This window comes from Mangrovibacter sp. MFB070 (assembly GCF_000705335.1).
GTDB classification, from domain to species: Bacteria; Pseudomonadota; Gammaproteobacteria; order Enterobacterales; family Enterobacteriaceae; genus Mangrovibacter; species Mangrovibacter plantisponsor.
Map to the genome: position 1 here is coordinate 49,815 of NZ_JJMI01000039.1, position 25,796 is coordinate 75,610.

A 25,796-nucleotide genomic window follows, 5' to 3' on the forward strand; every position below is an offset into this window, starting at 1 on the left:
AGTGATAAACAAAATAAACAACCCGCAAACCCCATTTATATGCGGGGTTTTGCTCAAAACTGGTAACGTATTGGTTTACGGTGAGTCACTTCATGGAGTTGTTCGCGGGAATCATGAGCCGCTTCTTCTGCTACTGCGCGGAGCTCATCGGTGTCTGCTTCATGCAGCAACTGGTAATCCAGGCTGCGCAACCCAACCTGCTCAGGTGTCAGCGTCCAGGCGGTGACCTGGTCGGTCGCCAGTGAACAAAAGATTAAGATTAAACAAACGGCTGCATGGCACATTGCTACATTCCCTCTGGCTGACCCGCTCACTATTGCAGAGAAAAAATCAATCTGTCAGGAGTTTTGCAAAACCTTGCAAAGGGAGTGTAAGAAAAGTAAATGCAGAAAAAGCTGATGGCGGCTCTGGCAGAAATAAAGGCCAGAGCACAGCCCTGAGCATTAATGAGAAACAGTATGAGAAAACAGGTTGATCACCATAACACCGGCGATGATTAGCCCCATTCCCAGCATTGCTGGCAAATCAAGTTTTTGCCCCATATACAACCAGCCAACAATGCCAATCAGCACAATACCGGTACCCGACCAGATGGCATAAATAATGCCGATGGGTAAGGTTCGCATGGATACGGCAAGAAAATAGAAAGCCACGCCATATCCCAGTACCGTCACCAGTGAAGGCCACAGGCGAGTAAAACTGTCGGACAATTTCAGGGCGGAAGTGGCGATAACTTCGCTGATAATCGCAATACTCAGATAAAACCAGGTCATAGAAATTACTCCGTCAGCGCTAACAGGCGCTGAACAAGGGTTTCACGTTGTGTGGCTGTCATAGGGTGCACATTACATAAACTGGCATAACACAGGCCATCTGCTGCCATGCGGCAGAACAGGGCAGTAGTGCCATCATCACTGCCTTTATCATCGGCAGGCATACGGGTGTTGATAAAATCAGCCCAGCGCTCACGCAATACCGGGTCTGCAAATAATGCAGCCATAATCCCTTGATTAAGAGCAACTTCCTGTTCACTCATCTCCCTGCAACAAGCGCGAATATAGGCGCGTGTTGCACGTAAACCCGGCCGGGTATCAGCCGCCATTTCGGCTTCTACTTCAGCAAGAAATTGTTGCATCGTCGTGTCAAAAACGGCATCTACCAGTGCCTGGCGGGTAGGAAAGTGGTACTGAAGCCCGCCTTTACTGATACCGGTGCCTTTAACCACTTTATCCATAGTCAGCCCATGCAGGCCTTGCGTAATAATCAAGTGGGTGGCGAATTCCAGCAGTGACTGGCGCAAAGCCTGGGGATCTTTATTGCGGGAGCGGGCCATTGGCATTCCTTTACTGAACAATCAATCTATACGGATTGTTTTGATTTTGCCACAAGAGAAAACCAGCAGCAAGTTTGCAGCCAGTAAATATTTACTGAATGGAAAGGGCTATTTGATGTAGGAATCCAGCACTTTCAGCACAACTTCCAGGTCTTCTTCACGCTTGAGCTCTTCACCCTGGTGGACAATATGCTCGGTCAGGTGGCCCTTGATAACCTCGCGCAGTAAGCCATTTACCGCGCCTCGTATTGCCGCAATTTGTTGTAGCACGGCGGCACACTCATGGGGTTCATCAAGCATTTTATTCAGCGCAACAACCTGCCCCTGAATCTTGCTGGTGCGGGCTTTAAGTTTCTTTCTGTCACGAATGGTATGGGGCATAAAGCGATCCTGAATAGCAGACATTAGTACATTATAACATTGCAATTATACTGGGTGGTAGTATTTTTTACTGGGGGGGAGTACAATCCTCGAACCATCATAAGTTAACTAAGAATTATTATCATGAATGAGTTCACAGTACTTCTTCAGCAAGCAAATGCCTGGTTCTTTATTCCCAGTGCAATATTACTCGGTGTTCTGCATGGTCTGGAACCCGGGCATTCTAAAACTATGATGGCGGCATTTATTATCGCCATCAAAGGTACTGTGCGCCAGGCCGCCATGCTCGGGCTTGCTGCAACTGTATCTCATACGGCAGTGGTGTGGCTGATTGCCTTTGGTGGTATGTATATCAGTAATAGATTTACTGCGGAGTCGGCTGAGCCATGGCTGCAGATAGTGTCTGCTGCCATTATTCTGGGCACTGCGTGGTGGATGTTTTGGCGAACCTGGCAGGGCGAAAAAAACTGGCTTGAAGCTATGCAGGAGCACGAACATTCCCACGAGCACGAGCACGAGCACGAGCACCATCACCACGCTGATATTCAGCAAATTGATACCGGGCATGGGGTGGTGGGGTTGTCGATTTTTGAAGAAGGCCAGCCTGCGCACTGGCGGTTAGCCATGCTGAGCGGGCATGCGTGGTCCGCGGAACAAGTCTCGCTGGAAACCGTGCGTGAACCAGGTGGTACAGTGGAGGTGTTTAACTTTGTCAACAAAGGCAGTTATCTTGAATCGACAGCGGCAGTGCCGGAACCCCATGAATTTACCGTGCAACTGTCACTTGGCCACAATAGCCATGCGCATAAGTATGAATTAGTATTTACTGAAGATGACCATGGGCATAATCATGGAATGCTTGCAGGGCTGGATGTGAATTCAAAAGAGTACCAGGACGCACATGAATTAGCCCATGCCAACGATATTCGCCACCGCTTTCATGGCAAAGAAGTTACCAACTGGCAAATTCTGTTGTTTGGCCTGACCGGTGGTTTGTTGCCATGCCCTGCCGCAATTACCGTGCTACTGATTTGCATTCAGTTAAAAGCGCTGGCGCTGGGGGCAACTCTGGTTGTCTGTTTTAGTATTGGCCTGGCGCTGACACTGGTAACTGTTGGTGTTGGTGCGGCAATCAGTGTGCGGCAGGTGGCAAAACGCTGGCAGGGTTTCAATACGCTGGCGCGTCGGGCACCTTACTTCTCCAGCGTGCTGATTGCACTGGTTGGGGTGTATATGGGAGTTCATGGTTATCTGGGTATTGCCGGGTAACATAACAATATAGTTCCCCGCCAGGCCTGCCTGGCGGGTGTGGTTTAGTGGGAATGCAGCCCGGCCAGTTGCATCAGCAACCGGAACAGGAAACTGACAACCCCCAATGCCAGAACACTGGCAGCCCAAATGAGCAACAACCAGCTAAGTTTGCGCCATACTGGAGCGGGGTTCATTAGTGATACCCTCCATCAGCAGTCACTTTTCCACGAAACACATGGTAACTCCACCAGGTGTAGCCAAGAATAACGGGCAAAATAAACAACGCTCCGGGCAACATAAAGCGCTGGCTGGCCGCAGGTGCTGCCGCATCCCATAAAGTCATCGATGGTGGTAGCAGAAAAGGCCACAGGCTAACCCCAAGCCCGGCAAACCCAAGAAAAACGAGCATAATTGCCATAATAAAAGGATTCCGGTGGGTATTATTCTGCCGCAAAGTCCGGGCCAACTGAAAACTACAAACGCCAACCAGTAAAGGCACCGGCAACAGGTACCAGAAACCCGGCAGGCTAAACCAGCGCCTGGCAATAAATGGCTGAGTTAGTGGGCAAAAAACGCTAACGCCCAGCAGAATGACCAGAAATAACCCCAGCAGCAATATTGAAATGTGGCGCATACGTAACGCCAGCTCACCATCACACTTCAAGACCAGCCAGGTGGAGCCAAGCAGACTCCAGGCTACAACCAGACCAACACCACAAAACACAGTGAATGGCGTTAGCCATGGGAACAATGACGTACTGCTCCCGGAAAAGCCCTGAACAAGAGCGCCTGCGACCATCCCCTGGGTAAACGTTGCCACAAAAGAACCCAGCATAAAGCTTTTATCCCAGAACGCTCGGTGGCTGTGCGTTGCGTTAACCCGGAACTCAAAGGCCACACCGCGGAAAATCAGCCCCAGGAGCATTAGTGTCAGTGGTACCGCCAGGTAATCAGTAATTGCTGCGTAAGCCTGCGGGAAGGCACCAAACAAGGCTGCGCCCCCCAGAACCAGCCAGGTTTCATTGCCATCCCAAACAGGTGCTACCGTGTTGACCATCACATCACGCCGGGAACGCGTATGCTCAACGGCAAACAGCATACCCACCCCCAGGTCAAAACCATCCATAATGATGTACATCAGCGTGGCAAAAATAATCAGTGCAAACCAGAAAAGTGATAAATCCATTGTGATTACTCCTTATCACTTATTGCGGCTGAAAGTGGGCGGGCAGGAGTACCATGCATCTGAGAGCCGGTGTCCGCTGTGCCTGTCTGTTCCGGCCCCTTACACATCAAACGCAGCATATAGTGATAACCCACGCCAAAAACAGCACAGTAAACGACAATAAAGGTCAACAGGCTAAGGCTCATATGCAGGGTACTGTGGGCAGAAACGGCATCTTTGGTGCGCAGCAGGCCATAAACCACCCAGGGTTGGCGGCCCACTTCAGTTGTTACCCAGCCGGCCAGAAGCGCTATCAGCCCTGAAGGCCCCATAGCAACTGCAAAACGCAGCAACCAGGTATGAGCGAACAACCGGTTATTTCTGCGGTTCACTAAGGCCCAAACACTGAGCAGGATCATTAAAATACCCAGCCCAACCATGACACGAAATGACCAGAAAACCAGGGGCGACCAGGGGCGGTCAACCGCAGGAAACTCGCTTAGTGCGGGTACTTGTTTGGTTAACGAGTGTGTCAGGATCAGGCTGCCTAATGCCGGAATTCCCACAGCGTAACGCGTTGTTTCCCGTTGCATATCGGGCAGGCCAAACAGTAACAGTGGAGTCGGTTCACCTGGGGTGTTTTTCCAGTGCCCTTCAATAGCGGCGATTTTGGCAGGTTGGTATTTCAGGGTATTAAGCCCATGCATATCGCCCAAAAATGCCTGTAGTGGCGCGGATACAAGTAACATCCACATTGCCATGGAAAACATGGTGCGTACGGTTGCATCTTTGCGCCCACGTAGCAGGTGCCAGGCGGCCGTTGCACCCACAAACAGTGCGGTACTGACAAACGCAGCAACAGTCATATGCATCAGGCGGTAAGGGAACGACGGATTGAAAATAACCGCAAACCAGTCAACAGGTACAACATGGCCTTGTTCGATGCGATAACCCTGCGGGGTTTGCATCCAGCTGTTGGATGCCAGGATCCAGAAAGTGGATATTAGTGTCCCCAGCGCCACCATGCAGGTTGCGAAAAAATGCAAACGCGGGCCCACTTTATTCCAGCCAAATAACATTACGCCAAGAAAGCCAGCCTCCAGGAAAAAAGCGGTCAGCACTTCATAAGTGAGCAGGGGGCCAGTAACACTTCCGGCAAATTGAGAGAAAATTTTCCAGTTAGTGCCAAACTGGTATGCCATCACCAGTCCAGACACAACACCCATACCAAAGTTAACCGCGAAAATTTTACTCCAGAAATGGAACAGCGTGCGGTAATGAAGGTGCTGAGTTTTCAGCCATAACCCTTCAAGCACCGCCAGGTAGCTGGCAAGACCAATGGTGATAGCCGGGAAAATAATATGAAACGAGACCGTAAAGGCGAACTGGATCCTCGCCAGATGAAAGGCATCAAACGCCACGATAAAAACCTCATAATTACCGAGTGGTGGCGTTATCTTAAGTAGCCATGTTGTTACATGGCAGCCACAGTTAACGGGTATTTTCCTATAACAGTTTCACAAAAAATGCCAGAATAAAGAAAATTGTTATATATAAGCGGTAGCTGTGGCTTCCGTTAGTTAAAAAAGTGTTATTATAGCGCCTCACTGAACCTGCCTGTTGCTATGTGCATTGTGTGCCTTAATCCAGTGTGCCTGCTGTCTGTACCGTTTTTAGTCGGGGAAGATTAACCAGGTGGGTGATTTTTTTGTTAACAGGAAGTCTTGCGATGAACCAAAAAGATGCGGCCTGGATAGAAGAAAAGATTCGCTTTTCACAGACCAGTGTTGCCAAAGTTGTGTTCCCGACCACCATTAACCACCATTCAACGCTGTTCGGTGGTACTGCCCTGGCCTGGATGGATGAAGTTTCATTTATTGCCGCCACCCGTTTTTGTCGCAAACGCCTGGTTACAGTCTCAACCGAAAAGATCAATTTTAAACACCCGATCCCTTCGGGTTCGATTGTTGAACTGGTTGGCAGGGTGACCCGGGTGGGTAATACCAGCCTCACTGTCACTGTGACTATCTACCTTGAGCAGATGTATTCCGATGGCAGGGAAGAAGTGATTCACGGCGAGTTTAACTTTGTCGCCGTCGATGATAGTGGCAAATCAACACCGTTGTTCGACGAGACACCCTAGCCTGTGAAAAAATACCAGCAACTGGCTGAGCGTATTGCACATCAGATTGAGTTGGGTGTCTGGCATCCTGGCGACAGGCTGCCATCAATACGTGAACAAACAGGCCATAGTGGCATGAGTTTTATGACTGTCACTCACGCTTACCAGTTGCTGGAAAGCCGGGGGTTAATCACTGCACGCCCGCAATCAGGCTATTATGTCTCGCCCCCTGCGTCTGCAACCACGCCTGGTGTACCAGCATCCCTGGTTCACCAGGAAAACGTAGACATCAACAGTTATATTTTTGATGTATTGCAGGCCAGTAGCCGCCCGGGTGTAGTGCCTTTTGGCTCCGCGTTCCCCGACCCAAGATTATTCCCGCTCGCCCAACTTAACCGCTCCCTTGCACATGTGGCGCGTAACACCAGTGCGGTGAGTATGACGGAAAACCTGCCGCCGGGTCACCGTGCATTACGCCAGGCCATTGCCCGTCGTTACGCCCAACATGGGTTAACAATTTCCCCGGACGAAATAGTGATTACGACCGGTGCGCTTGAAGCCCTGAACCTGAGTTTGCAGGCAGTCACCGAACCGGGAGACTGGGTTGTGGTGGAGACACCCTGTTTCTATGGCGCTCTGCAAGCCATTGAGCGCCTCAAACTTAAAATGATTGCTATCCCCAGTTCTCCCCACCACGGAATTGATCTCGCAGCCCTGGAACAGGCCCTGAATAACTGGCCAGTAAAAGCCTGCTGGCTGATGGGGAATCACCAAAACCCACTGGGGTTCACATTACCTGATGAACGCAAACAACAGATAATCGCGTTGCTGGCACAGCATCAGGTGTCATTAATTGAAGATGATGTTTATGGTGAACTCTACCAGGGAAACACACGCCCAGCCCCGTTCCGGGCTTTTGATACTGGCGGCATCACACTGCATTGTGCTTCGTTCTCTAAATCTCTGGTGGCCGGGTTCCGTGTTGGTTGGGTGGCCGCAGGCAGGCATGCGCGGCGTATTCAACAGTTGCAACTGATGAGCACGCTGTCTGGCAGCGCTCCGGTGCAAATGGCGCTGGCTGATTACCTGACGACCCGCAGTTATGACACCCACCTGCGCCGTTTACGGCGGGTTCTTGCAGAGCGTAAGCACAAAGCATGGCAAATTTTGCGCCAGCACTTACCAGAAAATTGTGTTATCACCCGCCACGATGGAGGGTATTTCTTATGGGTTTCTTTACCTGATGGTATTGATACCCGGGCACTGAATACCGCGGCAATTCGTGAACAAATTAGCCTTGCTCCTGTGAGTATGTTTACCGTGGGCCAGGCTGGGCTTAATGGTTTTCGCGTTAATGCTTCTTTCCCCTGGCAGGAACGGGAGATTCAGGCTGTACAAACACTTGCCCGGCTGTTGCAGCAGGCGCTCAGCGCAGCTTCATAGGAAATTTCAATACCGGCTGTTTTTTACCAACAACTGCTAACTCCCTGTCTACACTTTAAAAGTTCACTCTTTTTCTGAAACTCCTCAGCGCCCGCTGGGTAAAACTGCGCGTTTAATCACAGCCTGGTGAAATAGTCTGATTCCGGTGCCGGGAAAAGAGAAAGAACCGTCTACTGTTTTTACGGGAGATATTTTTACGCCAGGGCGGGCCTGAATACTTTTAATAAGACAGGAGCCTTACTCATGACACATCGTTTAGCACGCAGCCTGTTATCCCTCTGTGTATTTTCCACCATTGCCAGCCCGGTAGCTTTCGCTGAGCCAACATCTGTTGGGCCTGGTGAAGGGCGGCTCGATATCATCGCCTGGCCGGGCTATATCGAACGGGGGCAAAGTGATAAGAACTATGACTGGGTAACGCAATTTGAGAAAGAAACCGGGTGCGCTGTGAATGTTAAAACCGCAGCAACATCTGATGAAATGGTGAGTCTGATGGCGAAAGGGGGATATGACCTGGTGACTGCATCGGGTGATGCCTCATTGCGCCTTATCATGGGTAAACGCGTTCAGGCGATTAATACCGCGTTGATACCTAACTGGAAAAATGTTGACCCACGCCTGAAAGACGCCCCCTGGTTCACGGTGGCAGGCAAAGTGTATGGCACGCCGTACCAGTGGGGGCCAAACTTGCTGATGTATAACACGAAAACCTTCCCGACCCCGCCAGACTCATGGTCAGTGGTGTTTACCAAACAGCAACTGCCTGACGGCAAGAGCAATGCTGGCCGTGTTCAGGCATATGATGGCCCCATTTATATTGCTGATGCCGCGTTGTTTGTTAAAGCGACACAACCTCAACTGGGCATTACCGACCCATACGAACTTAACGAACAGCAATATGAAGCTGTACTGAAAGTATTGCGTGACCAGCACGCGCTGATTCACCGTTACTGGCATGATGCCACGGTCCAAATGAGTGATTTCAAAAATGAAGGTGTGGTTGCTTCAGGCTCCTGGCCATATCAGGCTAACGTACTGAAAAGCGAAGGGCAGCCCATTGCCACTACCATTCCGAAAGAAGGTGTTACCGGCTGGGCAGACACCACCATGATGCATACGGATGCAAAACACCCTAACTGCGCGTACAAGTGGATGAACTGGTCGCTGACGCCAAAAGTGCAGGGTGATGTGGCCGCCTGGTTTGGTTCATTACCGGCAGTCCCGGCAGGGTGCAAAGCCAGCACACTGTTGGGCGACAAAGGGTGCGAAACCAACGGCTATGGCAGCTTTGCCAAAATTGCATTTTGGAAAACCCCTGTTGCTAAGGGTGGCAAATATGTCTCCTACAGCCGCTGGACTCAGGATTACATTGCGATAATGGGCGGGCGTTAATGCCGGGGGTGCTATGTCTTACGCAGTACAGTTTGAAAATGTCTCCCGGCGTTTTGGCGAGGTACGCGCTGTTGACAGCGTGACACTCGCAATTAATGAAGGGGAGTTTTTCTCCATGCTCGGGCCATCTGGCTCGGGCAAAACCACATGCCTGCGCCTGATTGCCGGCTTTGAGCAAAGCAGTGCCGGGCGCATTTTAATTCATGGGCGTGATGTCACAAGCATTCCGCCTTATGAACGCGATGTAAATACCGTCTTCCAGGATTATGCGTTGTTTCCCCATATGAGTGTGCTGGATAACGTGGCCTACGGGCTGATGGTAAAAGGTGTGGGGAAAAAACAACGCCTGGCTCAGGCGCAGGAAGCGCTGGAGCGGGTTGCTTTAGGGTTCGTGCGCCAGCGTAAGCCCTGGCAACTCTCCGGTGGGCAGCGCCAGCGTGTTGCACTGGCCCGCGCGCTGGTAAACCGCCCAAGAGTATTGCTGCTGGATGAACCACTCGGTGCGCTCGATTTAAAATTGCGCGAACAAATGCAACTGGAGCTGAAAACGCTGCAACGCGACCTGGGCATTACTTTCGTCTTCGTCACCCACGACCAAAGCGAGGCGCTGTCTATGTCGGACCGGGTGGCAGTATTCAATAATGGGCGTATTGAGCAGGTTGATACCCCCCGGGTGTTGTATAACCAGCCAGCCACTGCGTTTGTCGCCCGCTTTGTGGGCACCGCGAATGTGCTGGCCGGGGAAACCTGCAACACAATTACCGGTAAAACGGGGAGTTTCGCACTGCGGCCCGAATATATACAGCTGGATAACCAGGGCGCATTTCAGACCCAGGGTACCGTGCGGGAGGTTCAGTATTTCGGTGCCGCAACACGGCTGGATGTGCAATTAGCCAATGGTGAACATTTGCTGGTCAGCCAAACCAATACACTGGGCAGTGACAGTGGGCTTTACCAGCCAGGCCAGCAAGTAGCGTTGTCCTGGCCTGAAGCGGCAATGGTTCCTCTGGCGGAGGAAAGCCGATGAATATGCAGGGAGCAGCAAGAGGTGTTTCACATTACCGTTTAAGGCGTGATGTCAGTACATTTCTGTGGCGCCGCCCACTGTTGTGGCTGGCATTGTTACTGACTCCACCGGTGATGTGGTTCGCCATTATTTACCTCGGTTCTTTGTTCACATTGCTGTGGCAGGGGTTGTACACCTTTGACGACTTCACCATGTCGGTGCTGCCAGAACTGACACTGAGCAACCTGGCTGCGCTATTCTCCCCGGCAAATTACGACATCATTTCACGTACCCTCATCATGGCTTTGCTGGTCACGCTGGCAAGCGCCGTGCTGGCGTTTCCACTGGCCTGGTATATGGCGCGTTATGCCAGCGGGCGCATGAAAGCCTTTTTGTATATCGCGGTGATGTTGCCAATGTGGGCCAGTTATATTGTTAAAGCCTATGCATGGACACTGCTGCTGGCAAAAGATGGCGTGGCGCAGTGGTTTTTAACCCATATGGGGCTGGGAGGTGTGTTAAGCACCGTGCTCAGCATACCGGACATCGGCGGTACCACACTTTCCACCTCAGGCCTGGGGCGCTTTGGGGTGTTTGTCTATATCTGGTTGCCATTCATGATATTACCGGTCCATGCCGCGCTGGTCAGAGTGCCATCTTCAGCACTACAGGCCTCGGCAGACCTGGGCGCCAGGCCAGGGCAAACATTGCGCTATATCGTTCTGCCGCTGGCTATTCCCGGTATTGCTGCGGGTTCCATTTTTACGTTCTCACTCACACTTGGGGATTTTATTATTCCGCAACTGGTTGGCCCGCCGGGGTACTTCATTGGCAACATGGTCTATGTGCAGCAGGGGGCTATTGGCAACATGCCCATGGCAGCGGCATTTACCCTGGTGCCTTGTGTGCTGATTGGTTTATGGCTGGCGTTGGTAAAACGCCTGGGAGCGTTCGATGCACTCTAATCGCGCCCCATTTTGGCTCACTGCCACCGCCTGGTCAGTGATCATATTTCTTCACTTCCCGTTAATTATCATTGCACTTTACGCATTCAATACTGAAGAAGCGGCCTTCAGCTTTCCGCCTTCCGGATTCACGCTACACTGGTTTGAGGTGGCTGCAGCAAGAGGGGATATCCTGAATGCTGTGACGTTGTCACTTAAAGTGGCGGCGCTGGCAACAGTTATTGCGTTAATACTTGGCACGTTAGCTGCAGCAGCTCTCTGGCGAAAGGCGTTTTTTGGCCGTAATGTCATTAGTTTTGTCCTGATGTTACCCATTGCTTTGCCCGGCATTATCACTGGTCTGGCATTGCTCACTGCCTTTAACAAATTGGGGATAACGCCGGGGATGTTCACACTGGTTGTCGGGCATGCCACTTTCTGTGTGGTCATTGTGTTCAATAACGTAGTGGCGCGCTTTCGGCGAACCTCCTGGAGCCTGGTTGAGGCATCCATGGATCTCGGGGCGGATGGCTGGCAAACCTTTCGCTATATTATTTTACCGGGCCTCGCCTCTGCCATGCTTGCTGGCGGGATGCTGGCATTTGCACTTTCGTTTGACGAAATTATCGTGACGACATTCACGGCAGGCCATGAACAAACGCTGCCGTTATGGTTACTGAACCAATTAGGAAGACCGCGGGATGTTCCCGTGACAAATGTTGTAGCGCTGGTTGTGATGGTTGCCACCATGTTGCCCATACTTGGAGCCTGGTGGTTAACACGTGATACCGACACAACAGCCGGTAGTGAAAAATAATGCGACAGCAACACCAAAGCAAACAAGGAAAATAACATGCAAAGCCAACTTTTAATCAATGGACAACTGGTTACTGGACAAGGTGAACCTCTTCCCGTTTACAACCCTGCCACTGGCGAAGTATTGCTTCAGATACCCGAAGCCACGGTGGAGCAAGTTAACAGTGCAGTGAGTGCTGCCAGCGCCGCTTTTGACTCATGGAGCCAGACAGTGCCCCGTGAGCGTGCTGAAAAGCTGCTGGCACTGGCAGATATCATTGAACAACATGCAGAGACATTTGCCCGTCTGGAATCGCAAAACTGTGGCAAACCTTTTCACGCAGTGCTTAACGATGAAATCCCGGCAGTAGCCGATGTATTCCGCTTTTTTGCCGGCGCGGCCCGCTGCCTGAGTGGCTCCGCTGCCGGAGAGTACCTGGAAGGGCATACATCTATGATTCGCCGTGACCCGGTGGGTGTGGTGGCGTCTATCGCGCCGTGGAACTATCCGTTGATGATGGCCGCCTGGAAATTAGGTCCGGCACTGGCCGCGGGTAATTGCGTGGTTATCAAACCGTCTGAAATTACACCATTGACCACATTTAAACTGGCCGAACTGGCAAAAGACCTTTTCCCGGCGGGCGTACTGAGTGTGCTGTTCGGGCGTGGCCAAACGGTGGGTGACGCTCTGACGGGGCATAAAGACATTGCGATGGTGTCACTGACTGGTTCTATTCCAACAGGCGCGCATATTATTCGCCACACATCGCAAAGTGTGAAACGCACGCATATGGAGTTAGGCGGGAAAGCGCCAGTGCTGGTGTTTGATGACGCAGATCTTGATGACGTAGTGGACGGGATCCGGGCATTTGGTTTTTACAATGCCGGGCAGGATTGTACTGCTGCGTGCCGCATCTACGCACAGAAAGGTATTTATGCCCAGCTGGTTGAAAAACTGGGTAACGCCGTCAGTACACTCAAGACTGGAGCCCCTGACGACACTGAAACCGAACTGGGCCCGTTAAGCTCACTGGCACATCTTGAGCGGGTTGAAAAAGCCGTCAACCAGGCTAAGTTATTACCGCATATCAGTGTGGTAACGGGTGGCAGCCGGGTACCCGGCCCGGGGTATTATTTCCAGCCAACGGTGCTTGCTGGTGCGAAGCAGCGCGATGATATTGTGCAACGTGAAGTGTTCGGCCCGGTGGTCAGTGTGACAGAGTTCGACGACGAAGCGCAGGCATTACTTTGGGCAAATGACTCTGATTACGGGCTGGCCTCATCTGTCTGGACGAAAGATGTTGGCCGGGCTCACCGCCTGAGCGCCCGCCTGCGTTATGGCTGTACCTGGGTAAATACCCATTTCATGCTGGTCAGTGAAATGCCACACGGTGGGTTAAAGTCTTCTGGTTATGGCAAAGATATGTCGATGTATGGCCTGGAAGATTACACTGTAGTCCGCCATGTGATGATTAAACATTAAGGTTAGTATTCGCGGGCGGAATCCTCCGCCCGCAATTAACGAAAGGCCCGGTCAGGCGTGGGATGAAGATGCGGTGTGAACGCCAGATGTTTGGGGAAGCGGGCACACCGAGCGGTAAAGAACCACCCGGTTGCGGCCTTTGTCTTTCGCTTCATACAACGCGATATCGGTCATTTTAATGGCTTCATCAATACTGTCCGCATCTTCAAGTGCAGCAATACCGGCTGAAATAGTGACAGAAGGCAACTGAGGTTGTTTTTCCTGTTCAATACTACAACGGATGCGATCAGCGATTTTCTCCGCATTTTCTGTGCTGGTGCCCGGCAGCATAATGACAAACTCTTCCCCGCCAAAACGCCCAACCAGGTCGGTTTCCCGGCAGATAGTTTTAAGAATGCTACTGACCATCACCAGAACTTTATCCCCGGTATCATGCCCCCAGGTATCATTAACACGCTTAAAGTGATCCAGGTCGAGGGAGATAAGCGCATTCTCGCTGTGTTTCCCCGATATGCTTGCCAGCGTCATAAAGCCGCGCCGGTTAAGCAGCCCGGTTAATGGGTCCGTTGATGCTTCGCGATCCAGGTTTTTCACCTGCTTAATAGTCGAAACCATCCCGGCACTGATTGATACCTTCAGTTTATTGGCTTCGTAATACCAGGCATCTATCTGGCGAATCTCTTCCACTACATGAGCCGTTGGCTTACTGGCAGAAAGTATGGCCAGGCGCCGCAATGGCCGGGCTATCAGTGTTGATAATGCATACGACAACAACGAGGTAAACACCAGAATCAGAATAATAAACCACACAGACTGGCGAATAGTGGACAGCATAATGTCGTTAACCAGCGTGCCGTCGGCGTAAACAAAAACATTCCAGTCTGTTTTTGTCAGGTTGCCAACCCCCAGTAATTGGGTCTCTTCACCGTGGTTAACCACGTAAGCGCCGCTTACATTCTGGCTCAACATTTTTTTCAACTGGTCATCAATACCAATCTGGCTGCCCACTTTGTTCGGGTCTTTATTAAAAATAATATGCCCGTCATTGGAAACAATGCTCACATTGGCACTGTAATTATAAAAATGGGTGCTGATTATTTGGTTTAAGATGCTTTTCTCTTTCAGGTAAATCGAACCACCGATATAACCAAGGTAATTACCTGCATGGTCAAACACTGGCGACGAAACAAAGATGACATAACGGTTAGTTGTCCCGGTAAAAAAAGGTTGTGAGATATAGGGTTTGCGTGTCTTTAATGCGTTTGCATTGGCTTCAGATTGCAGGCCTATACCCCGCAAATTCAGGCTCTCCGGTGAAGTGGCCAGAATAATCCCGTGATCGTTGACCACAATAACAGAGTTAAAAAAACCCGATTGCAGGCGCAGCCGGTCAGCTTCATCAACCATAGTCTGGTAGTCGCTGAAGCTATGAATTTTACTGGCACTGTAAGCCAGTTCTTGTTGGCTGATACCAATCACTCTGTCTGCAGTTTCGGCCAGTTTACGGGCATACGCGTTGTTATTCTCAAGAATGGTGTGCTCGATATTGGCTTTTTGATAAAAGTACAATGACGTCAACAGGAGAACACCAGTCAGCACCACTGCACCAATGGACATCCAGGTGAGTAACAGGTTGAGTTTCATGGTTCGTAGTGCAGTCATACAACGATATCCCTCGCTATGCCAGTGGTTACCTTTGCAGACCTTATTAAGTAACCAGGATTAATCTATATTTTACAGGCGAAGTTTGCGATAAGCGACAAACGAAACATAATTTTAGCGCTTAATTACCCCTTGTAATCCTGTGCAGTTCATCTGATTGCTCATACTTTAGGATTAGCCTCACCTTCGGGCTAAATTTGCATAGGGTTAATCTGCAGTTGTCATTGTGTTGTCACATATGCCCGTTTAGATAAATCCTTCACAAAATAACCAAAATGGATAACCTCATGGGCTTCAAACCACTGCTATTGGCTGGATTTATTCCTTTCTGCTCACTGGCGGCACAACTTCAGGTAGACCGCTATGTTGTCAGCTTCCCCGGAGGGGAGCGTGTTGCTGTCAGCGAGGCACTGCAGCATACCTTTCCCAATGGATTACCCCCAGGAGTAGGTTCCGGCCTGACATTTACCGGTAAGCAGCAGGGCGAACTGACGTTTGCAACGGTAACGGACCGGGGCCCCAATGCTGATTCACCCGATGTGGGGGAGATGGCATCGAAAATCTTTGCTTCGCCAGATTTCACGCCATTTATTATGACAATTCGCCTGTCCGGGAATAACGCGCTGGCAACTGAAGAACGCCCCATTCACGATGACAAAGGGAATATCTCCGGTCTGCCTCTGCCACAAGGAATGGTGGGTTCTACCAATGAAGTTGCCCTGAACAGCCAACTGAAAACACTGAACTCAGACTCAGGCGGTCTGGATACTGAAGGCATTACGCCAGATGGGAAAGGTGGATTCTGGCTTTGCGATGAATATGGCCCATTCCTGATTCATGTAAATGGCGAAGGGAAAATCCTGGCAAAATATGGCCCGGAACCTGCTGCAGGCGAGCAAAGTGTGGCCCGGGGGTTACCGGCCATCATCAAGTGGCGCCAGCCTAACCGTGGTTTTGAAGGCGTAACCCGCCTGCCGGACGGAAAAATCCTTGGCGCGGTGCAAAGCACACTCAATATAGACGGCAAAAGTAAAAATAAAGCGGCCTTTACTCGCCTGGTTGTGCTGGACCCGGTTACGGGTAAAACGGCAATGTATGGCTACCCAATTGATACACACTATAAGAAAGCAGCTGATGCGAAAATTGGCGATGTGGTGGCACTGAACAACCATGAAGTGTTGCTGATTGAGCAGGGCAAAGATAAAGACAAAGTAATGCATAACCGCATCTACAAAGTTGACTTGCGCCATGCAACAGACTTAACGCCATTTGACAGCCAGACAGCACCGGAATTTAACACACCGGAAGAATTAACCAGCCGTGGCATCAAGCTGGCGACGAAGACTGAAATTGTTGATTTACCGCAACTGGGTTGGCAGCAGGAAAAAGCTGAAGGTTTGGCACTGATTGACGACCGTACTCTGGCGGTAACCAACGACAATGACTTTGGCCTGAAATCGTCGCTGGCTAACCCTGTAGACGGAGCAAAAAAACTGGATGACTACCGGGCGGATGGAAAAGGCAACCTTACCTACAATGGACAACCGGTTACCAGTACAGTCGCGCTGTCGGCACTCAACCCACCCGAGTCGCTCAGTGAACTTTGGGTCATTCACCTGGCAAAACCAGTCAAATAACCGCTATTTCGCAGACTTAGTTTCCCGTTTCCCGGCAAGTGCAGGGAAACGGGGTTCGTCTACACGAGCCGCGATACCAGTGTGACCAGTGCTTTACGTTGTGTTTTATTCAGGTCGCCAGGGCGAACATAATCCCGGTTGTCCAGCGCACACTGGTACAAGGCTACCAGCCAGTCATACACATAATGCGTTGCTGCATGGGCAGGTTGTTCACCCAGCCGGGTCAGGCGAACCGCGCCGCCATTTTGTATATGGGGCGCGAAAATACCTTTACCGCGGTTTACCCGGCTCTGAGGGCGTTGTTCAACCGGCATTTCGCTGTAGCCCAGCCAGGTAATGAAATCCCCGAGCGCCGCGTAACCTGCCACTAAATTTGTAGACAGTTTCTCCAGTTGCTCCCTGAGCCCGGTGCGGTAGCTGGTGGTGATAATAATATCAGCCAGCAACTGCAACTCGTCGGCGCTCATGCCAGTGCAGGTTACGGTTTCTGGTTTCCCTGCCCACTGGCGAACATGACGCACCCATTGAAGAAATAATACCTGTCCCGCAGGAAGTGCCGAAGCATTGTCAGCCGCTGCCGGGGCTGGTTCATCACTGAATAAATCAAGGCCAGGATCAAAGATAGGTAATGTACTCAGAACGGGCTGCTTCTGGTCGTTGTTCAAACTGTCAGTTAACCTGGTCGGCGGTAACAGCCCACTGATAATTTCGCCATGATGCTCTGCCTGGCGTTGTAATGTTCGCACCAGTTGGCTGGCCAGTGATTTGGCCTGTTCCGGTTCTGCCTGTTCAGTTGCTGCATAAGGCGAAAATAGCAAGCAGATTTCTGCACGCAACCGGGCAGTCAGTGCTGCCAGGCGTGACTGATGGCGTTCCTGAGTCAGCGCATCCTGCAGCCAGCGTTTAAGGCGCGACAGGTTATGTTCATCCAGCGCCTGCAATGTTCCCCAGTCAACACCGGGTTTCCCGCACAACCGCTGCAACCCGTCATCAAGTGGGGTTTGCCCGTTTTGGCGACCGTCAAATGGTGTAATAACCCAGGCCATACCGGGCAGATTATCGCCATTTTCAGCCACGGCCTGTGTGGCCTGTTGCCAGCGTTTCAGTAACTGGCTAACTGGATAAATGTCCTGGCGGGAAGAAACCGCCTGGTTAATCAGCAGTAAATCAGGGCTGGCCTGCCATGCATATAAATCCGGTAGTATCAGCGCTCGGGTTTTTTGTAATGACTCTGGCGCGCCATAAGGCGGGAGATCCAACAGATCAACGCCATCCAGCGCTGGCGCAGCCGCCAGGGTAAACACCACTTCATAACACAGCAGCGCCAGGGAAGAGAGTGCGATACTGACCTGGCCTTCAACCCGGTTAAGCTGCACCGGGCAAACAATCACATCACCCTGGTCATGGTCGATGGCGAATTCGGCCGGGCAAAGAAAATTCTCAGTTGGCAGTGAGAAGGCATCCACCAGAAGATCCAGTGGCGCACAAACAGTTTGTGCGCCATTAAGCCGTGCCAGTGCGTCGGCCAGAGTACGCCATTGAGTGGTCAGCTCCGGGTTATCTCCCCAAAACAAACTATACAGGCTCTGGCGGTCATCAAGACCCAGCTCTGGCAACAACCGGGCTATCCGGAACCAGTCAGCTTCATCAATTTGCCAGGTTTTACGTGCCGGAAGTTGTGCCCAGTGGCGGGCCAGTAAACTAACTTCTTGCGGATTCACGTTAGTTTGTATCCCCGGCTGGCGGCGCAAGGCTGCCTGCTGTAACCGGTTTTGCAGGCGGGCAGATGGCAATGCCTGCAAGCCTGGCTGATGGTGATAGTGGCTCATAAACAGCGCAACTAACGCTATTTCACTCAGCAAACGTAAAGTAACCGGGTAGCCTTTGGCGGTGGTTTGCGGTTGCGCAGTGAAACGCACGGCCATGGTTGCTGAAGTATGCCCGGGTTGAATATGGCTTAAGTAATCAATACTCCGCCCCTGAGCACTAACCTGTACGCGCCCATCCGGGCTGTCAGTCAGAGTACGTAACAGCCATGATTTTGCTTCATGGCCCTGGCCGTAAAGCCCCAGTGTTGGCGGGGATTCAAGAGACTGTTCGAGCTGGTTCAGCCTGAATTGTTTTGCCTGAACATGCTGGCACAAACGGTCACCATCTTCATCCAGTATACTGGCCTGCGCACGGTACTTCTCAACCCAGTTAATCAGTGCGGCCAGCGTATCCGCAGTGGTTATTTTACGGCTCATGCGTAGACGCTCCCACTATCAATCCAGTAATAATTTGCGCTGTTTTGCCGGTAAGCCAGCGTATTGAGTTTCAGGCTTAACTGCGACAACGGCACTTTGCGCCCGTCCTGTAACCACGCGTCTGCCAGTTCAAACGACAACGGGGTATCACCACCGTGAGTCTGGAGCTGCAGGCGAACATTCAGTACACCATCACCAGCAATGGCGCGGGACAGCCCGGCATCGTCAATCGATAAGGTATACAGCGGCGTGGCAGGCCAGCGGGCGTTATCCAGTTGCCGGAAACCCAGCGTCACGTTTCCGCGCAAGGGGAAACTTACTTTAGTAGCCAGTTTCTCGCCCGGGTTATCCAGGTCAATATCCTGATACCAAACATTTTCTTCACTCAACATGTTGTTGCTGTCCAGAACACCCAGATGGCGAATGGTTGAGTAGGCCTTGATATCCGCAGCCTTGAAGTTAAAACCCGGTAGCCGCAGGTCCAGCGCCAGGCTGCACAGCATCGCGCCAATGGCCGCAGTGGATTTAGGGTTGCCAATTCGCCCTTGTTCACTGAACGGGTACCATTCATGAACCGGGTAGTTTTCCAGCCACACCAGGCGGTTAACAGGCACGGGTTGCAGGTAACGAATAAGTGCCTGAACCCCAGGCAGGCAACCAGGCCTGCCGGTGATTAATAATACGTCACAGCAATAGTGCGATACTGCTTCACACAGTGCATGCAATGGCGCGGTTATGCGGAATTTTCCCGTCATTAAGGCGTCATGGAGCATGGAGAAAGGTACATCAAGAGGTACGGCCATCAGGTTGAACCCGTCACTCTGCGGAGGTAATGCCCCTTGTACGGCTTTATTAATGTACTGGAGAACATTTTCACCCGGCGCAGTTGTCAGCAAATCGCCGAAAGTACTGTAAAGCCCGGATTGTGGGTCACTGGAGTCCTGTTCTTCCCAGGCGCTCAATAATTTGTGCCCCAATGGCATAAACAGTTGCAAAGCAGCTTGCTGGCGCAAAATCCCCTGGGTGTCCATCCGCCCGGATTCACCAAACAAATGCCCCATAAGGCCAGATGCGTCTACCACGCCGGCTTGCTGAAAAGCCTGCTCAAGCGCGGGTAAAATAGCCAGTTGAATTACATCGAGCAGAATATCATCACCGGCAATTTTAAACCCTTCGCGGAACAGTAATGTCGGGGCGATTTTTACGTTGCTGCCAGTACCTTCATCCAGTTGATAGCGGGTAATTGCCATATCGGTTGTGCCGCCACCAATATCAATGGTTGCCACACGAATTGCCCGGCCCGGTTGTTCATCGTCTGCCAGGCGGTCTTTACGGGCCAGTGTGGAGAAAAACTGATCCGTTTTACCAGCAAATTTCATCACGGCTTCGTTATATAACCAGACTAGCTGACCACAACTGGCTTCATCCCAGTCAAGGTGAATTGCTGGCACCGGAACAATAGTGCGCTGGCGCTCTGCCGGGCGGGAAAAATCGTCGTCGGCCGGATGCCAGCCCAGCGCTTTCCAGATAACCGCAATCGCATCTTCCATTCTCTGGCGGAAAATGGCTTTCTCTTGTTTCGGCATTGCCGATGGTAACGTCAAAATCAGTGTTCTTAACTGGCGAGGTGAAGTGGGGTAACCCTGAGCCAGACGGCTGGAAACACTATTGATTTGCGCCAGCGCCTGCATCAGCAGCTCACACAGCATATGCATCATTAATGAGCTACGCGTGTAATGGGGGGAAAACACTGGCAGGCGTTCATCTGGCGGCAACTGATACAGTGGTTGCCCCTCATCATTCATCAGGTTCATTAACGGCCAGGCGGTTGCCATAGGCTCACGCTGGGTATGGGTATTAAACTGGCTAAAACGCCACTCTTCATTACCTGGTGTTTCATCCCACAGGTAACGGCGCGGGCTGGAGATGCCACTGTTGCCCTCGGTACCACGGCGCGCTATTGCCAGGTTACGCGCTTCATCGCCTACGCGCACAATAGCAGGCCACATAAACGCTTCATCACGACCACTTTCAACAGAAAAATGGGTTTTACCAAACCGCGCTTCATTAAACTCCATCCGGCTGGTAAACATCAGGGCATTCAGGTACTGCGGCTCGCTTAAATTACGAATCTGTAGGGCCATTGTCTGGCGTAAACCGTCGTTTGTTGGGCCATGGTCTTCAATCAATACGCCGCAGGTATGGGTATTACCTACATCCAGTACCAAATCGACCGGGATCGCCGGCGTTTGCAGGGTTTCACCAACAATTTTCACTTCAGGAATGTTGAGCGAGCTAAGCAGGGTGAGCACATTCATCCAGTGAGCCTGGTACTCAAACAACTTCATCGAACGTGCAATATCTTCTTCGCTACGCCCTTGTTCGCGAGTAGCGTACTGGGTGAAAACTTCACGCAACCAGCCATCGACCCAGGTTTGGTCCAGAAATTCCGCCACATCCTGATTCTGCCAGGCCAGAGTAAAGCGCGTGCCATTACGCACATCACTTTGCAGCGGCGCCAGGCCGCCGAGATGTTCATCTTCTGCCAGTTGAGTATCAAAAGCGACGACAATACGGTGGGTATTGCCTTTGCTGTCTGGCGATGCCAGTTGGCGAATCTGAATACGAGCCCAGTTATCCGGGCCACCCACAAAAGTGCGGGGCGGGTTGAAGCGCAGGAAAGGAAGGGGCAACCATACACCATCCATCATTTGCAGTGACTGGCTGAGTGGTTGGGTCACTTCCGGTTTAACCACTTCAGGAGCACTGGCATCGAGAGTGGGCAGGCTGTATTTCCCAGGAATAATATCGTAATCAAGGCGCAGTAACGGCCCGTTTGCTGTTTTACGGACGAAACAGCCCTGGTTGGGCATATCAAAAGGCGTTACGCCAAAATCCAGAAACTGCACACCGCTATTCTGAATCAGCGTGACGCTTTGTTTGTAATCACTCAGGGGTGCCAGCATGGGTTACTTACTCACTTTAATTAACGTTACAGGCGTTGCCGGGTGCTCGCTGTAGTTTGCGCTACAAACAGCGAAGTTGTTTTCACCCTGTTCACAGGCAATTTCCGGCATGGGATAACGGCTGCCATTACTGCACCGCGCGCTACCACGGGGTTTAATCATCAACTGACCAGTTTTCAGCAAACCAGAAAAGATCTCCGCCCGGCAGGTCACATTTTTCTCGGGGTTAAAGCGCACGGTCCCTTTATTTTTTTGGATCTGGTAATGCATCACCTCGGGCACATCCAGCCCATTCAGTGGTTTTACCACCACTCGCCAGTTACCATTAAGGAAACGGGTGGTGCCCATCCGCACATCTGTTACCGGCATTTCCAGAGCATTTTTCGGCGGTGCTACTGGCTTAATCTCTTGCTGTGGCGGAGGAGGTGGTGGTGGAGGTGCCACAACGGTTGCACTGGCAACAGGTAGTGTCATGGGTAGCGGAGCTATAGCCACTTTGGGAGCAACGGGTTGCACAGGTTGCACAGCGCTGGCCTGAACGGGGGCACTGTGCTGGCTCATACCCCACCAAACTGCAGGTGCGGCAATCGCGACTGCCACGGCTGCGGCGGCAGGCAAAAGCCACACTGGCCGTTTTTTGGCTATTACAGGGGCAGGCGCGGCTGGCGCCACTGGTGCTTCTTCAGGTGTATCCGAATCTTCCGCGTAGACAGCATTCAATGTTTCCACATTGGGAGCCGCCTGTTTTGGTTTGCTGTACAGTAATGGTTCGTCAGGCGAGCTGATTGCGGGTTGGCTGACCAGCGGTTCAGGTTCTTCGTGCTCTGGTTCAGGTATCACCACCGGTACAACAGGCTCCTGGTGGCGTAAACACTGCAGAACATCGTCCTGCATATCCTGATTCAGTTGCAGGAATCCCCAAAAAGTAATGACAGGTTTATCATCAACCAGAAATAAATGGTTTGCTCCTGGGAAATGCACAGCCTTTGCCAGCAATGCGCCAAATAACTGAATCGAAGCATTCCCGGACTGCAAACAGCGCTGGCTCAGAGTGGTGATGTTATCAACGTACTTTTCCAGCGTTTTTAATGCTTGTTTGCGCTGGCTGTCGCTGGCACCGCTCCATGTGGTGACTTTTCCCGAAAAGCTGGCATACCAGTCTACCCGGTCACCATCATCATTAAGTTGAGGGATAGCCAGGCTGTCTGCAACAACCTGCAGGCGACGCAAACGCAAGGTTTCACGAATTTGCCGCGCGGAATCAAACACAGGCTGGCCGTTCTCGCCAAGGGCCAGAAAATCATCAAGAAAACCGCTACGTAATAGTGTTTTTGCCACAGTGTTGGTCTCAAAAGCTATCTTCACGTTTTTACTATAAATTGCACTTAGGGAAGCTAAACGGCAGAAGAGAGGGCAAAATGGGCAAATCATCGCGCTATTAATACAGTGGCTTTTTCTTGACTAAACCAGAAAAAGCGCTTTCACTTTTCTGCTAACTGCTTGACGAGCCGCAGAAAAAATGACAAACAGAAATACTAACAGGTAAGTATCAGGCGAACAGGCAGCTGTTGTATCAAAAAAGGAGCAAACCATGGTCTCATCGCGCCCGCTGTTGGTTGTGCAAATGGGGTATCCCCCGGCAGTTTTACAGGAATCTATTGGCGACCAGGCTGCCTGGTTTGCGCAGGCTCTTGGCCCGTCGTGCCCGGTAAGGGTGGTGCGGCCATTTTTGGGTGAAATATTGCCTGCGGCACATGAGCTGAGTGCGGTGGTGATTAGCGGGTCATGGTCAATGGTGACGGATCATGAACCCTGGAGCGACGCCACGGGCGCCTGGGTGCGGATGCTGATGGACAATCGGGTGCCGTTGTTGGGGATTTGTTATGGCCATCAATTGATGTCATGGGCATTAGGTGGCGAAGTGGGTTACCACCCAGAAGGGCCGGAAATCGGGCAGAAAACCGTATGGTGTGCCCCCCGTCCGGGAACAGACCCGTTATTAGGCTCATTTCCAGAATCATTTGACGCTTTTCTGACCCATGAACAAAGTGTGCTGGTACCACCTCCCGGGGCCGAAGTACTGGGCTCATCAGCCCATGACTCACACCAGATAATTCGTTACTCACCGGAGGCTTTGTCTGTGCAATTTCATCCGGAATTCTCAGGGCAGATAATGCGGGAGATTATCCGCTACCGGGCAAATAAACACGCTATGCCAGCGCAACAACAGGCTGAATTAGAAACCGGAATCAGCCAGACACCATGGAGTGCGCAAATACTGCAACGTTTTGCCACACACTATGCCCGGGGGCAGGCAGATAATGCAGTTGCCGGCTGAGCCGGGCATTCTTATATTTAAAACAGGAGGTGAGCATGTCAAATCAGGAAACCATCATTGCCCAGGTGGACGAGGCGATTCGTTCTAATCAAATCATTCCAATGAATGAATTACTGGTTGAGTTGAGCAATAACGCCGAATTGACGCGTGAATTCAGGTATGAGCAGCAACAACGGCTGCGTATCACCATTGCCCACCATGGCCAGCGCCATAAAGAAGACCAGGAGTCGCCAGACGAACGGGTTGCACATTTACGTGAGGGTGGTGAAATCCCGGTGCATAAACAGCCGTAGCTACAATAAAAAACGTCTCCTTGCGAAGACGTTTTTTACTCTGTATTACCCGTTCACCGAGTAACACGTTTAACCGTGGGGGCCGCCACCCATCATCATTCCCGGGCCGCCGCCACCGCCACCTCCGCCATGCCCGCCGGGGCCAGGCCCCCACCAGGGTACACAACCAGACAGACTGGCAATTGCCAGTGCTGCACATAAAACCATTACACACTTTTTCATAGCAACCTTCTCATACAACCCTGAACACGATGTGCAGGAAGGGCACTTTGCCAGAATGCCACGGCTAAAAAATGAAGAATCTGTGGAGAAATTCACGCAGGCCTTAAATTCAGAATTCGCGACGTGCAACCAGCCAGGCACCAATAATCAGCAAAATGGCACCACATAATGGGCTGACTAATGCCCGAAAACCAACACCACCACTGCGCATAATATCCATCACCAGGCCACCAATAAGCTGGCTGGCAACCAGCACTGCAATGGTGGTTGCTGCACCCAGAAACTGGTAACCCTGAATGCTGGCAAAAACAAAAAATGAACCCAGTAACCCCGGAATAACAGTCCACCAGTGGATGCTGCGTGCCAGTTCAACAAAACCACCAGTACCATTGCGGGCAAGCAGAAAAGCGCAAAACAGCACAATACCTACCAGTGAATTAAGAAGCATGGCAATCAGTACACTCGAGGAGGACTGCGTTATACGCACCATCAAAGTGTTCTGAATAACTAACCCAACGCCTGCCAGCACCAGGCAGAGCAGGGTAAGCGGGTTACTCATGGGCGGCTGTCCGGATCAGTGCGGGTATCCAGTTGCAATTGCATAAAGGTTAAATCCAGCCAACGGCCAAATTTAGTGCCCACCTGCGGCATTTGCCCGGTCACCACAAAACCGAGTTGTTCATGGAGGTGGAGTGATGCCATGTTCTGCGATTCAATCGCTGCAACCATGACATGCACGCCTTTATCGCGGGCAACATCAACCAAATCCGCTAATAGCGCACGCCCGATACCTTTTCTGCTATGGCTGGGGTGGACATATACAGAATGTTCAACACTGTGGCGAAAGCCATCAAAAGGCCGCCAGTCCCCATATGATGCGTAACCGATAACAGCACCATTTTCCTCAGCGACCCGCACCGGGAACCCCTTATCCTGGCGCTGACGCAACCAGTTAACCCGGTTTTCTGTATCTACTGTTTTGTCGTTCCAGATTGCTGCGGTATGTTTTACTGCGTGATTGTAAATCTCGGCAATCGCCTCGCAGTCTGCCTCTGTCCCCTGACGAATGTGCATACATCACTCCTGGTGATATTTTTCAAAAGTGTCACTATAATGG

The 25,796-nt window shown here is 51.5% G+C and carries 25 protein-coding genes; 11 read left to right on the forward strand and 14 right to left on the reverse strand.

Features of this window, described 5'->3' with window-relative positions:
* Window positions 1–53: 53 nt before the first annotated feature.
* From DT73_RS18475 to rcnR, 4 genes are all read right to left on the reverse strand, one after another.
* On the reverse strand, window positions 54–284 hold the full coding sequence (locus DT73_RS18475) for a DUF2554 family protein (protein ID WP_036113018.1): 231 nt from the start codon (window positions 282–284) through the stop codon (window positions 54–56).
* Window positions 285–443: 159 nt separating this feature from the next.
* Window positions 444–773 carry a multidrug efflux SMR transporter gene (locus DT73_RS18480; protein WP_072006990.1) on the reverse strand — a complete coding sequence of 110 codons (330 nt, stop codon included), beginning with the start codon at window positions 771–773 and terminating at the stop codon, window positions 444–446.
* Window positions 774–778: 5 nt separating this feature from the next.
* A complete protein-coding gene (locus DT73_RS18485) occupies window positions 779–1,333 on the reverse strand; it encodes a TetR/AcrR family transcriptional regulator (protein WP_051691466.1) in 555 nt (184 codons plus the stop codon).
* A 108-nt stretch (window positions 1,334–1,441) separates the two neighbouring features.
* Window positions 1,442–1,714 carry a Ni(II)/Co(II)-binding transcriptional repressor RcnR gene (gene rcnR, locus DT73_RS18490; protein ID WP_036113026.1) on the reverse strand — a complete coding sequence of 91 codons (273 nt, stop codon included), beginning with the start codon at window positions 1,712–1,714 and terminating at the stop codon, window positions 1,442–1,444.
* A gap of 123 nt (window positions 1,715–1,837) precedes the next feature.
* Here rcnR and DT73_RS27105 point away from each other — a divergent pair, with 123 nt between their 5' ends.
* Complete coding sequence (locus tag DT73_RS27105) at window positions 1,838–2,983, forward strand: nickel/cobalt efflux protein RcnA (protein WP_036113029.1); 1,146 nt, start codon at window positions 1,838–1,840, stop codon at window positions 2,981–2,983.
* A 44-nt stretch (window positions 2,984–3,027) separates the two neighbouring features.
* On the opposite strand, the gene DT73_RS25680 is transcribed toward DT73_RS27105, so the two are convergent.
* Genes DT73_RS25680 through DT73_RS18505 form a run of 3 tightly spaced genes read right to left on the reverse strand, consistent with a single transcriptional unit; the run spans window position 3,028 to window position 5,554 of the window.
* Entirely contained in the window at window positions 3,028–3,159 is a 132-nt protein-coding gene (locus DT73_RS25680; RefSeq protein WP_072006991.1) for a DUF2474 domain-containing protein, read from the reverse strand.
* Entirely contained in the window at window positions 3,159–4,157 is a 999-nt protein-coding gene (cydB, locus tag DT73_RS18500) for a cytochrome d ubiquinol oxidase subunit II (RefSeq protein ID WP_036113032.1), read from the reverse strand. The genes DT73_RS25680 and cydB overlap by 1 nt, the downstream gene beginning before the upstream one ends.
* Window positions 4,157–5,554: a cytochrome ubiquinol oxidase subunit I gene (locus tag DT73_RS18505; protein ID WP_036113033.1), complete on the reverse strand. Its 1,398-nt coding sequence runs from the start codon at window positions 5,552–5,554 to the stop codon at window positions 4,157–4,159. Before DT73_RS18505 ends, cydB begins: the two co-directional genes overlap by 1 nt.
* Window positions 5,555–5,859: 305 nt before the next feature.
* Between DT73_RS18505 and DT73_RS18510 the strand changes: the two genes are divergently transcribed.
* From DT73_RS18510 to patD, 7 genes are all read left to right on the forward strand, one after another.
* A complete protein-coding gene (locus DT73_RS18510; protein ID WP_036113036.1) occupies window positions 5,860–6,273 on the forward strand; it encodes an acyl-CoA thioesterase in 414 nt (137 codons plus the stop codon).
* 3 nt (window positions 6,274–6,276) lie between these two features.
* Window positions 6,277–7,695, forward strand: coding sequence for a PLP-dependent aminotransferase family protein (locus DT73_RS18515; RefSeq protein WP_036113040.1), 1,419 nt, complete (start codon window positions 6,277–6,279; stop codon window positions 7,693–7,695).
* 243 nt (window positions 7,696–7,938) lie between these two features.
* On the forward strand, window positions 7,939–9,087 hold the full coding sequence (gene ydcS, locus DT73_RS18520) for a putative ABC transporter substrate-binding protein YdcS (protein ID WP_036113043.1): 1,149 nt from the start codon (window positions 7,939–7,941) through the stop codon (window positions 9,085–9,087).
* Between the two features lie 13 nt (window positions 9,088–9,100).
* On the forward strand, window positions 9,101–10,114 hold the full coding sequence (locus DT73_RS18525) for an ABC transporter ATP-binding protein (RefSeq protein ID WP_036113046.1): 1,014 nt from the start codon (window positions 9,101–9,103) through the stop codon (window positions 10,112–10,114).
* Between the two features lie 2 nt (window positions 10,115–10,116).
* Window positions 10,117–11,058 carry an ABC transporter permease gene (locus DT73_RS18530; protein WP_152552551.1) on the forward strand — a complete coding sequence of 314 codons (942 nt, stop codon included), beginning with the start codon at window positions 10,117–10,119 and terminating at the stop codon, window positions 11,056–11,058.
* Complete coding sequence (locus DT73_RS18535) at window positions 11,048–11,854, forward strand: ABC transporter permease (RefSeq protein ID WP_036113052.1); 807 nt, start codon at window positions 11,048–11,050, stop codon at window positions 11,852–11,854. Before DT73_RS18530 ends, DT73_RS18535 begins: the two co-directional genes overlap by 11 nt.
* A 36-nt stretch (window positions 11,855–11,890) precedes the next feature.
* Window positions 11,891–13,315, forward strand: coding sequence for an aminobutyraldehyde dehydrogenase (gene patD, locus DT73_RS18540; RefSeq protein ID WP_036113056.1), 1,425 nt, complete (start codon window positions 11,891–11,893; stop codon window positions 13,313–13,315).
* A 51-nt stretch (window positions 13,316–13,366) separates the two neighbouring features.
* On the opposite strand, the gene DT73_RS18545 is transcribed toward patD, so the two are convergent.
* Window positions 13,367–14,977 (reverse strand): sensor domain-containing diguanylate cyclase, encoded by a 1,611-nt coding sequence (locus tag DT73_RS18545; protein ID WP_084172323.1) that lies wholly within the window; start codon window positions 14,975–14,977, stop codon window positions 13,367–13,369.
* A gap of 287 nt (window positions 14,978–15,264) precedes the next feature.
* Between DT73_RS18545 and DT73_RS18550 the strand changes: the two genes are divergently transcribed.
* Entirely contained in the window at window positions 15,265–16,614 is a 1,350-nt protein-coding gene (locus tag DT73_RS18550) for an esterase-like activity of phytase family protein (protein WP_036113060.1), read from the forward strand.
* A gap of 59 nt (window positions 16,615–16,673) precedes the next feature.
* On the opposite strand, the gene DT73_RS18555 is transcribed toward DT73_RS18550, so the two are convergent.
* From DT73_RS18555 to DT73_RS18565, 3 genes are read right to left on the reverse strand one after another with little or no spacing between them, the layout of a single operon-like run.
* Entirely contained in the window at window positions 16,674–18,860 is a 2,187-nt protein-coding gene (locus tag DT73_RS18555) for a virulence factor SrfC family protein (RefSeq protein WP_036113062.1), read from the reverse strand.
* Window positions 18,857–21,826, reverse strand: a complete 2,970-nt coding sequence (locus DT73_RS18560) for a virulence factor SrfB (protein WP_036113064.1) — start codon at window positions 21,824–21,826, stop codon at window positions 18,857–18,859. The genes DT73_RS18555 and DT73_RS18560 overlap by 4 nt, the downstream gene beginning before the upstream one ends.
* Before the next feature lie 3 nt (window positions 21,827–21,829).
* Complete coding sequence (locus tag DT73_RS18565; protein WP_036113067.1) at window positions 21,830–23,164, reverse strand: SrfA family protein; 1,335 nt, start codon at window positions 23,162–23,164, stop codon at window positions 21,830–21,832.
* 253 nt (window positions 23,165–23,417) lie between these two features.
* Between DT73_RS18565 and DT73_RS18570 the strand changes: the two genes are divergently transcribed.
* Complete coding sequence (locus DT73_RS18570; RefSeq protein ID WP_051691468.1) at window positions 23,418–24,164, forward strand: glutamine amidotransferase; 747 nt, start codon at window positions 23,418–23,420, stop codon at window positions 24,162–24,164.
* 35 nt (window positions 24,165–24,199) lie between these two features.
* A complete protein-coding gene (locus DT73_RS18575) occupies window positions 24,200–24,457 on the forward strand; it encodes a DUF2526 family protein (RefSeq protein WP_036113070.1) in 258 nt (85 codons plus the stop codon).
* Window positions 24,458–24,526: 69 nt separating this feature from the next.
* On the opposite strand, the gene DT73_RS26580 is transcribed toward DT73_RS18575, so the two are convergent.
* From DT73_RS26580 to DT73_RS18585, 3 genes are all read right to left on the reverse strand, one after another.
* The gene (locus DT73_RS26580; RefSeq protein ID WP_200874804.1) at window positions 24,527–24,679 is read right to left on the reverse strand and encodes a hypothetical protein; all 153 of its coding nucleotides are present in this window, start codon (window positions 24,677–24,679) and stop codon (window positions 24,527–24,529) included.
* A gap of 109 nt (window positions 24,680–24,788) precedes the next feature.
* On the reverse strand, window positions 24,789–25,238 hold the full coding sequence (locus DT73_RS18580) for a DMT family transporter (protein ID WP_036113073.1): 450 nt from the start codon (window positions 25,236–25,238) through the stop codon (window positions 24,789–24,791).
* Window positions 25,235–25,753: a GNAT family N-acetyltransferase gene (locus DT73_RS18585; protein WP_036113077.1), complete on the reverse strand. Its 519-nt coding sequence runs from the start codon at window positions 25,751–25,753 to the stop codon at window positions 25,235–25,237. Before DT73_RS18585 ends, DT73_RS18580 begins: the two co-directional genes overlap by 4 nt.
* Window positions 25,754–25,796: the final 43 nt, after the last annotated feature.

What these genes read in the sequence shown, in the direction of transcription:
- DT73_RS18480 (WP_072006990.1), bottom strand. Translation starts at nt 773, where the DNA reads ATGACCTGGTTTTATCTGAGTATTGCGATTATCAGCGAAGTTATCGCC.
- DT73_RS18530 (WP_152552551.1), top strand. Translation starts at nt 10,117, where the DNA reads ATGCAGGGAGCAGCAAGAGGTGTTTCACATTACCGTTTAAGGCGTGAT.
- DT73_RS18525 (WP_036113046.1), top strand. Translation starts at nt 9,101, where the DNA reads ATGTCTTACGCAGTACAGTTTGAAAATGTCTCCCGGCGTTTTGGCGAG.
- DT73_RS25680 (WP_072006991.1), bottom strand. Translation starts at nt 3,159, where the DNA reads ATGAACCCCGCTCCAGTATGGCGCAAACTTAGCTGGTTGTTGCTCATT.
- patD (WP_036113056.1), top strand. Translation starts at nt 11,891, where the DNA reads ATGCAAAGCCAACTTTTAATCAATGGACAACTGGTTACTGGACAAGGT.
- DT73_RS27105 (WP_036113029.1), top strand. Translation starts at nt 1,838, where the DNA reads ATGAATGAGTTCACAGTACTTCTTCAGCAAGCAAATGCCTGGTTCTTT.
- DT73_RS18475 (WP_036113018.1), bottom strand. Translation starts at nt 284, where the DNA reads ATGTGCCATGCAGCCGTTTGTTTAATCTTAATCTTTTGTTCACTGGCG.
- rcnR (WP_036113026.1), bottom strand. Translation starts at nt 1,714, where the DNA reads ATGCCCCATACCATTCGTGACAGAAAGAAACTTAAAGCCCGCACCAGC.
- DT73_RS18580 (WP_036113073.1), bottom strand. Translation starts at nt 25,238, where the DNA reads ATGAGTAACCCGCTTACCCTGCTCTGCCTGGTGCTGGCAGGCGTTGGG.
- DT73_RS18535 (WP_036113052.1), top strand. Translation starts at nt 11,048, where the DNA reads ATGCACTCTAATCGCGCCCCATTTTGGCTCACTGCCACCGCCTGGTCA.
- ydcS (WP_036113043.1), top strand. Translation starts at nt 7,939, where the DNA reads ATGACACATCGTTTAGCACGCAGCCTGTTATCCCTCTGTGTATTTTCC.
- DT73_RS18550 (WP_036113060.1), top strand. Translation starts at nt 15,265, where the DNA reads ATGGGCTTCAAACCACTGCTATTGGCTGGATTTATTCCTTTCTGCTCA.
- DT73_RS18585 (WP_036113077.1), bottom strand. Translation starts at nt 25,753, where the DNA reads ATGCACATTCGTCAGGGGACAGAGGCAGACTGCGAGGCGATTGCCGAG.
- DT73_RS18560 (WP_036113064.1), bottom strand. Translation starts at nt 21,826, where the DNA reads ATGCTGGCACCCCTGAGTGATTACAAACAAAGCGTCACGCTGATTCAG.
- DT73_RS18570 (WP_051691468.1), top strand. Translation starts at nt 23,418, where the DNA reads ATGGTCTCATCGCGCCCGCTGTTGGTTGTGCAAATGGGGTATCCCCCG.
- DT73_RS18485 (WP_051691466.1), bottom strand. Translation starts at nt 1,333, where the DNA reads ATGGCCCGCTCCCGCAATAAAGATCCCCAGGCTTTGCGCCAGTCACTG.
- DT73_RS18510 (WP_036113036.1), top strand. Translation starts at nt 5,860, where the DNA reads ATGAACCAAAAAGATGCGGCCTGGATAGAAGAAAAGATTCGCTTTTCA.
- DT73_RS18545 (WP_084172323.1), bottom strand. Translation starts at nt 14,977, where the DNA reads ATGACTGCACTACGAACCATGAAACTCAACCTGTTACTCACCTGGATG.
- DT73_RS26580 (WP_200874804.1), bottom strand. Translation starts at nt 24,679, where the DNA reads ATGAAAAAGTGTGTAATGGTTTTATGTGCAGCACTGGCAATTGCCAGT.
- DT73_RS18555 (WP_036113062.1), bottom strand. Translation starts at nt 18,860, where the DNA reads ATGAGCCGTAAAATAACCACTGCGGATACGCTGGCCGCACTGATTAAC.
- DT73_RS18575 (WP_036113070.1), top strand. Translation starts at nt 24,200, where the DNA reads ATGTCAAATCAGGAAACCATCATTGCCCAGGTGGACGAGGCGATTCGT.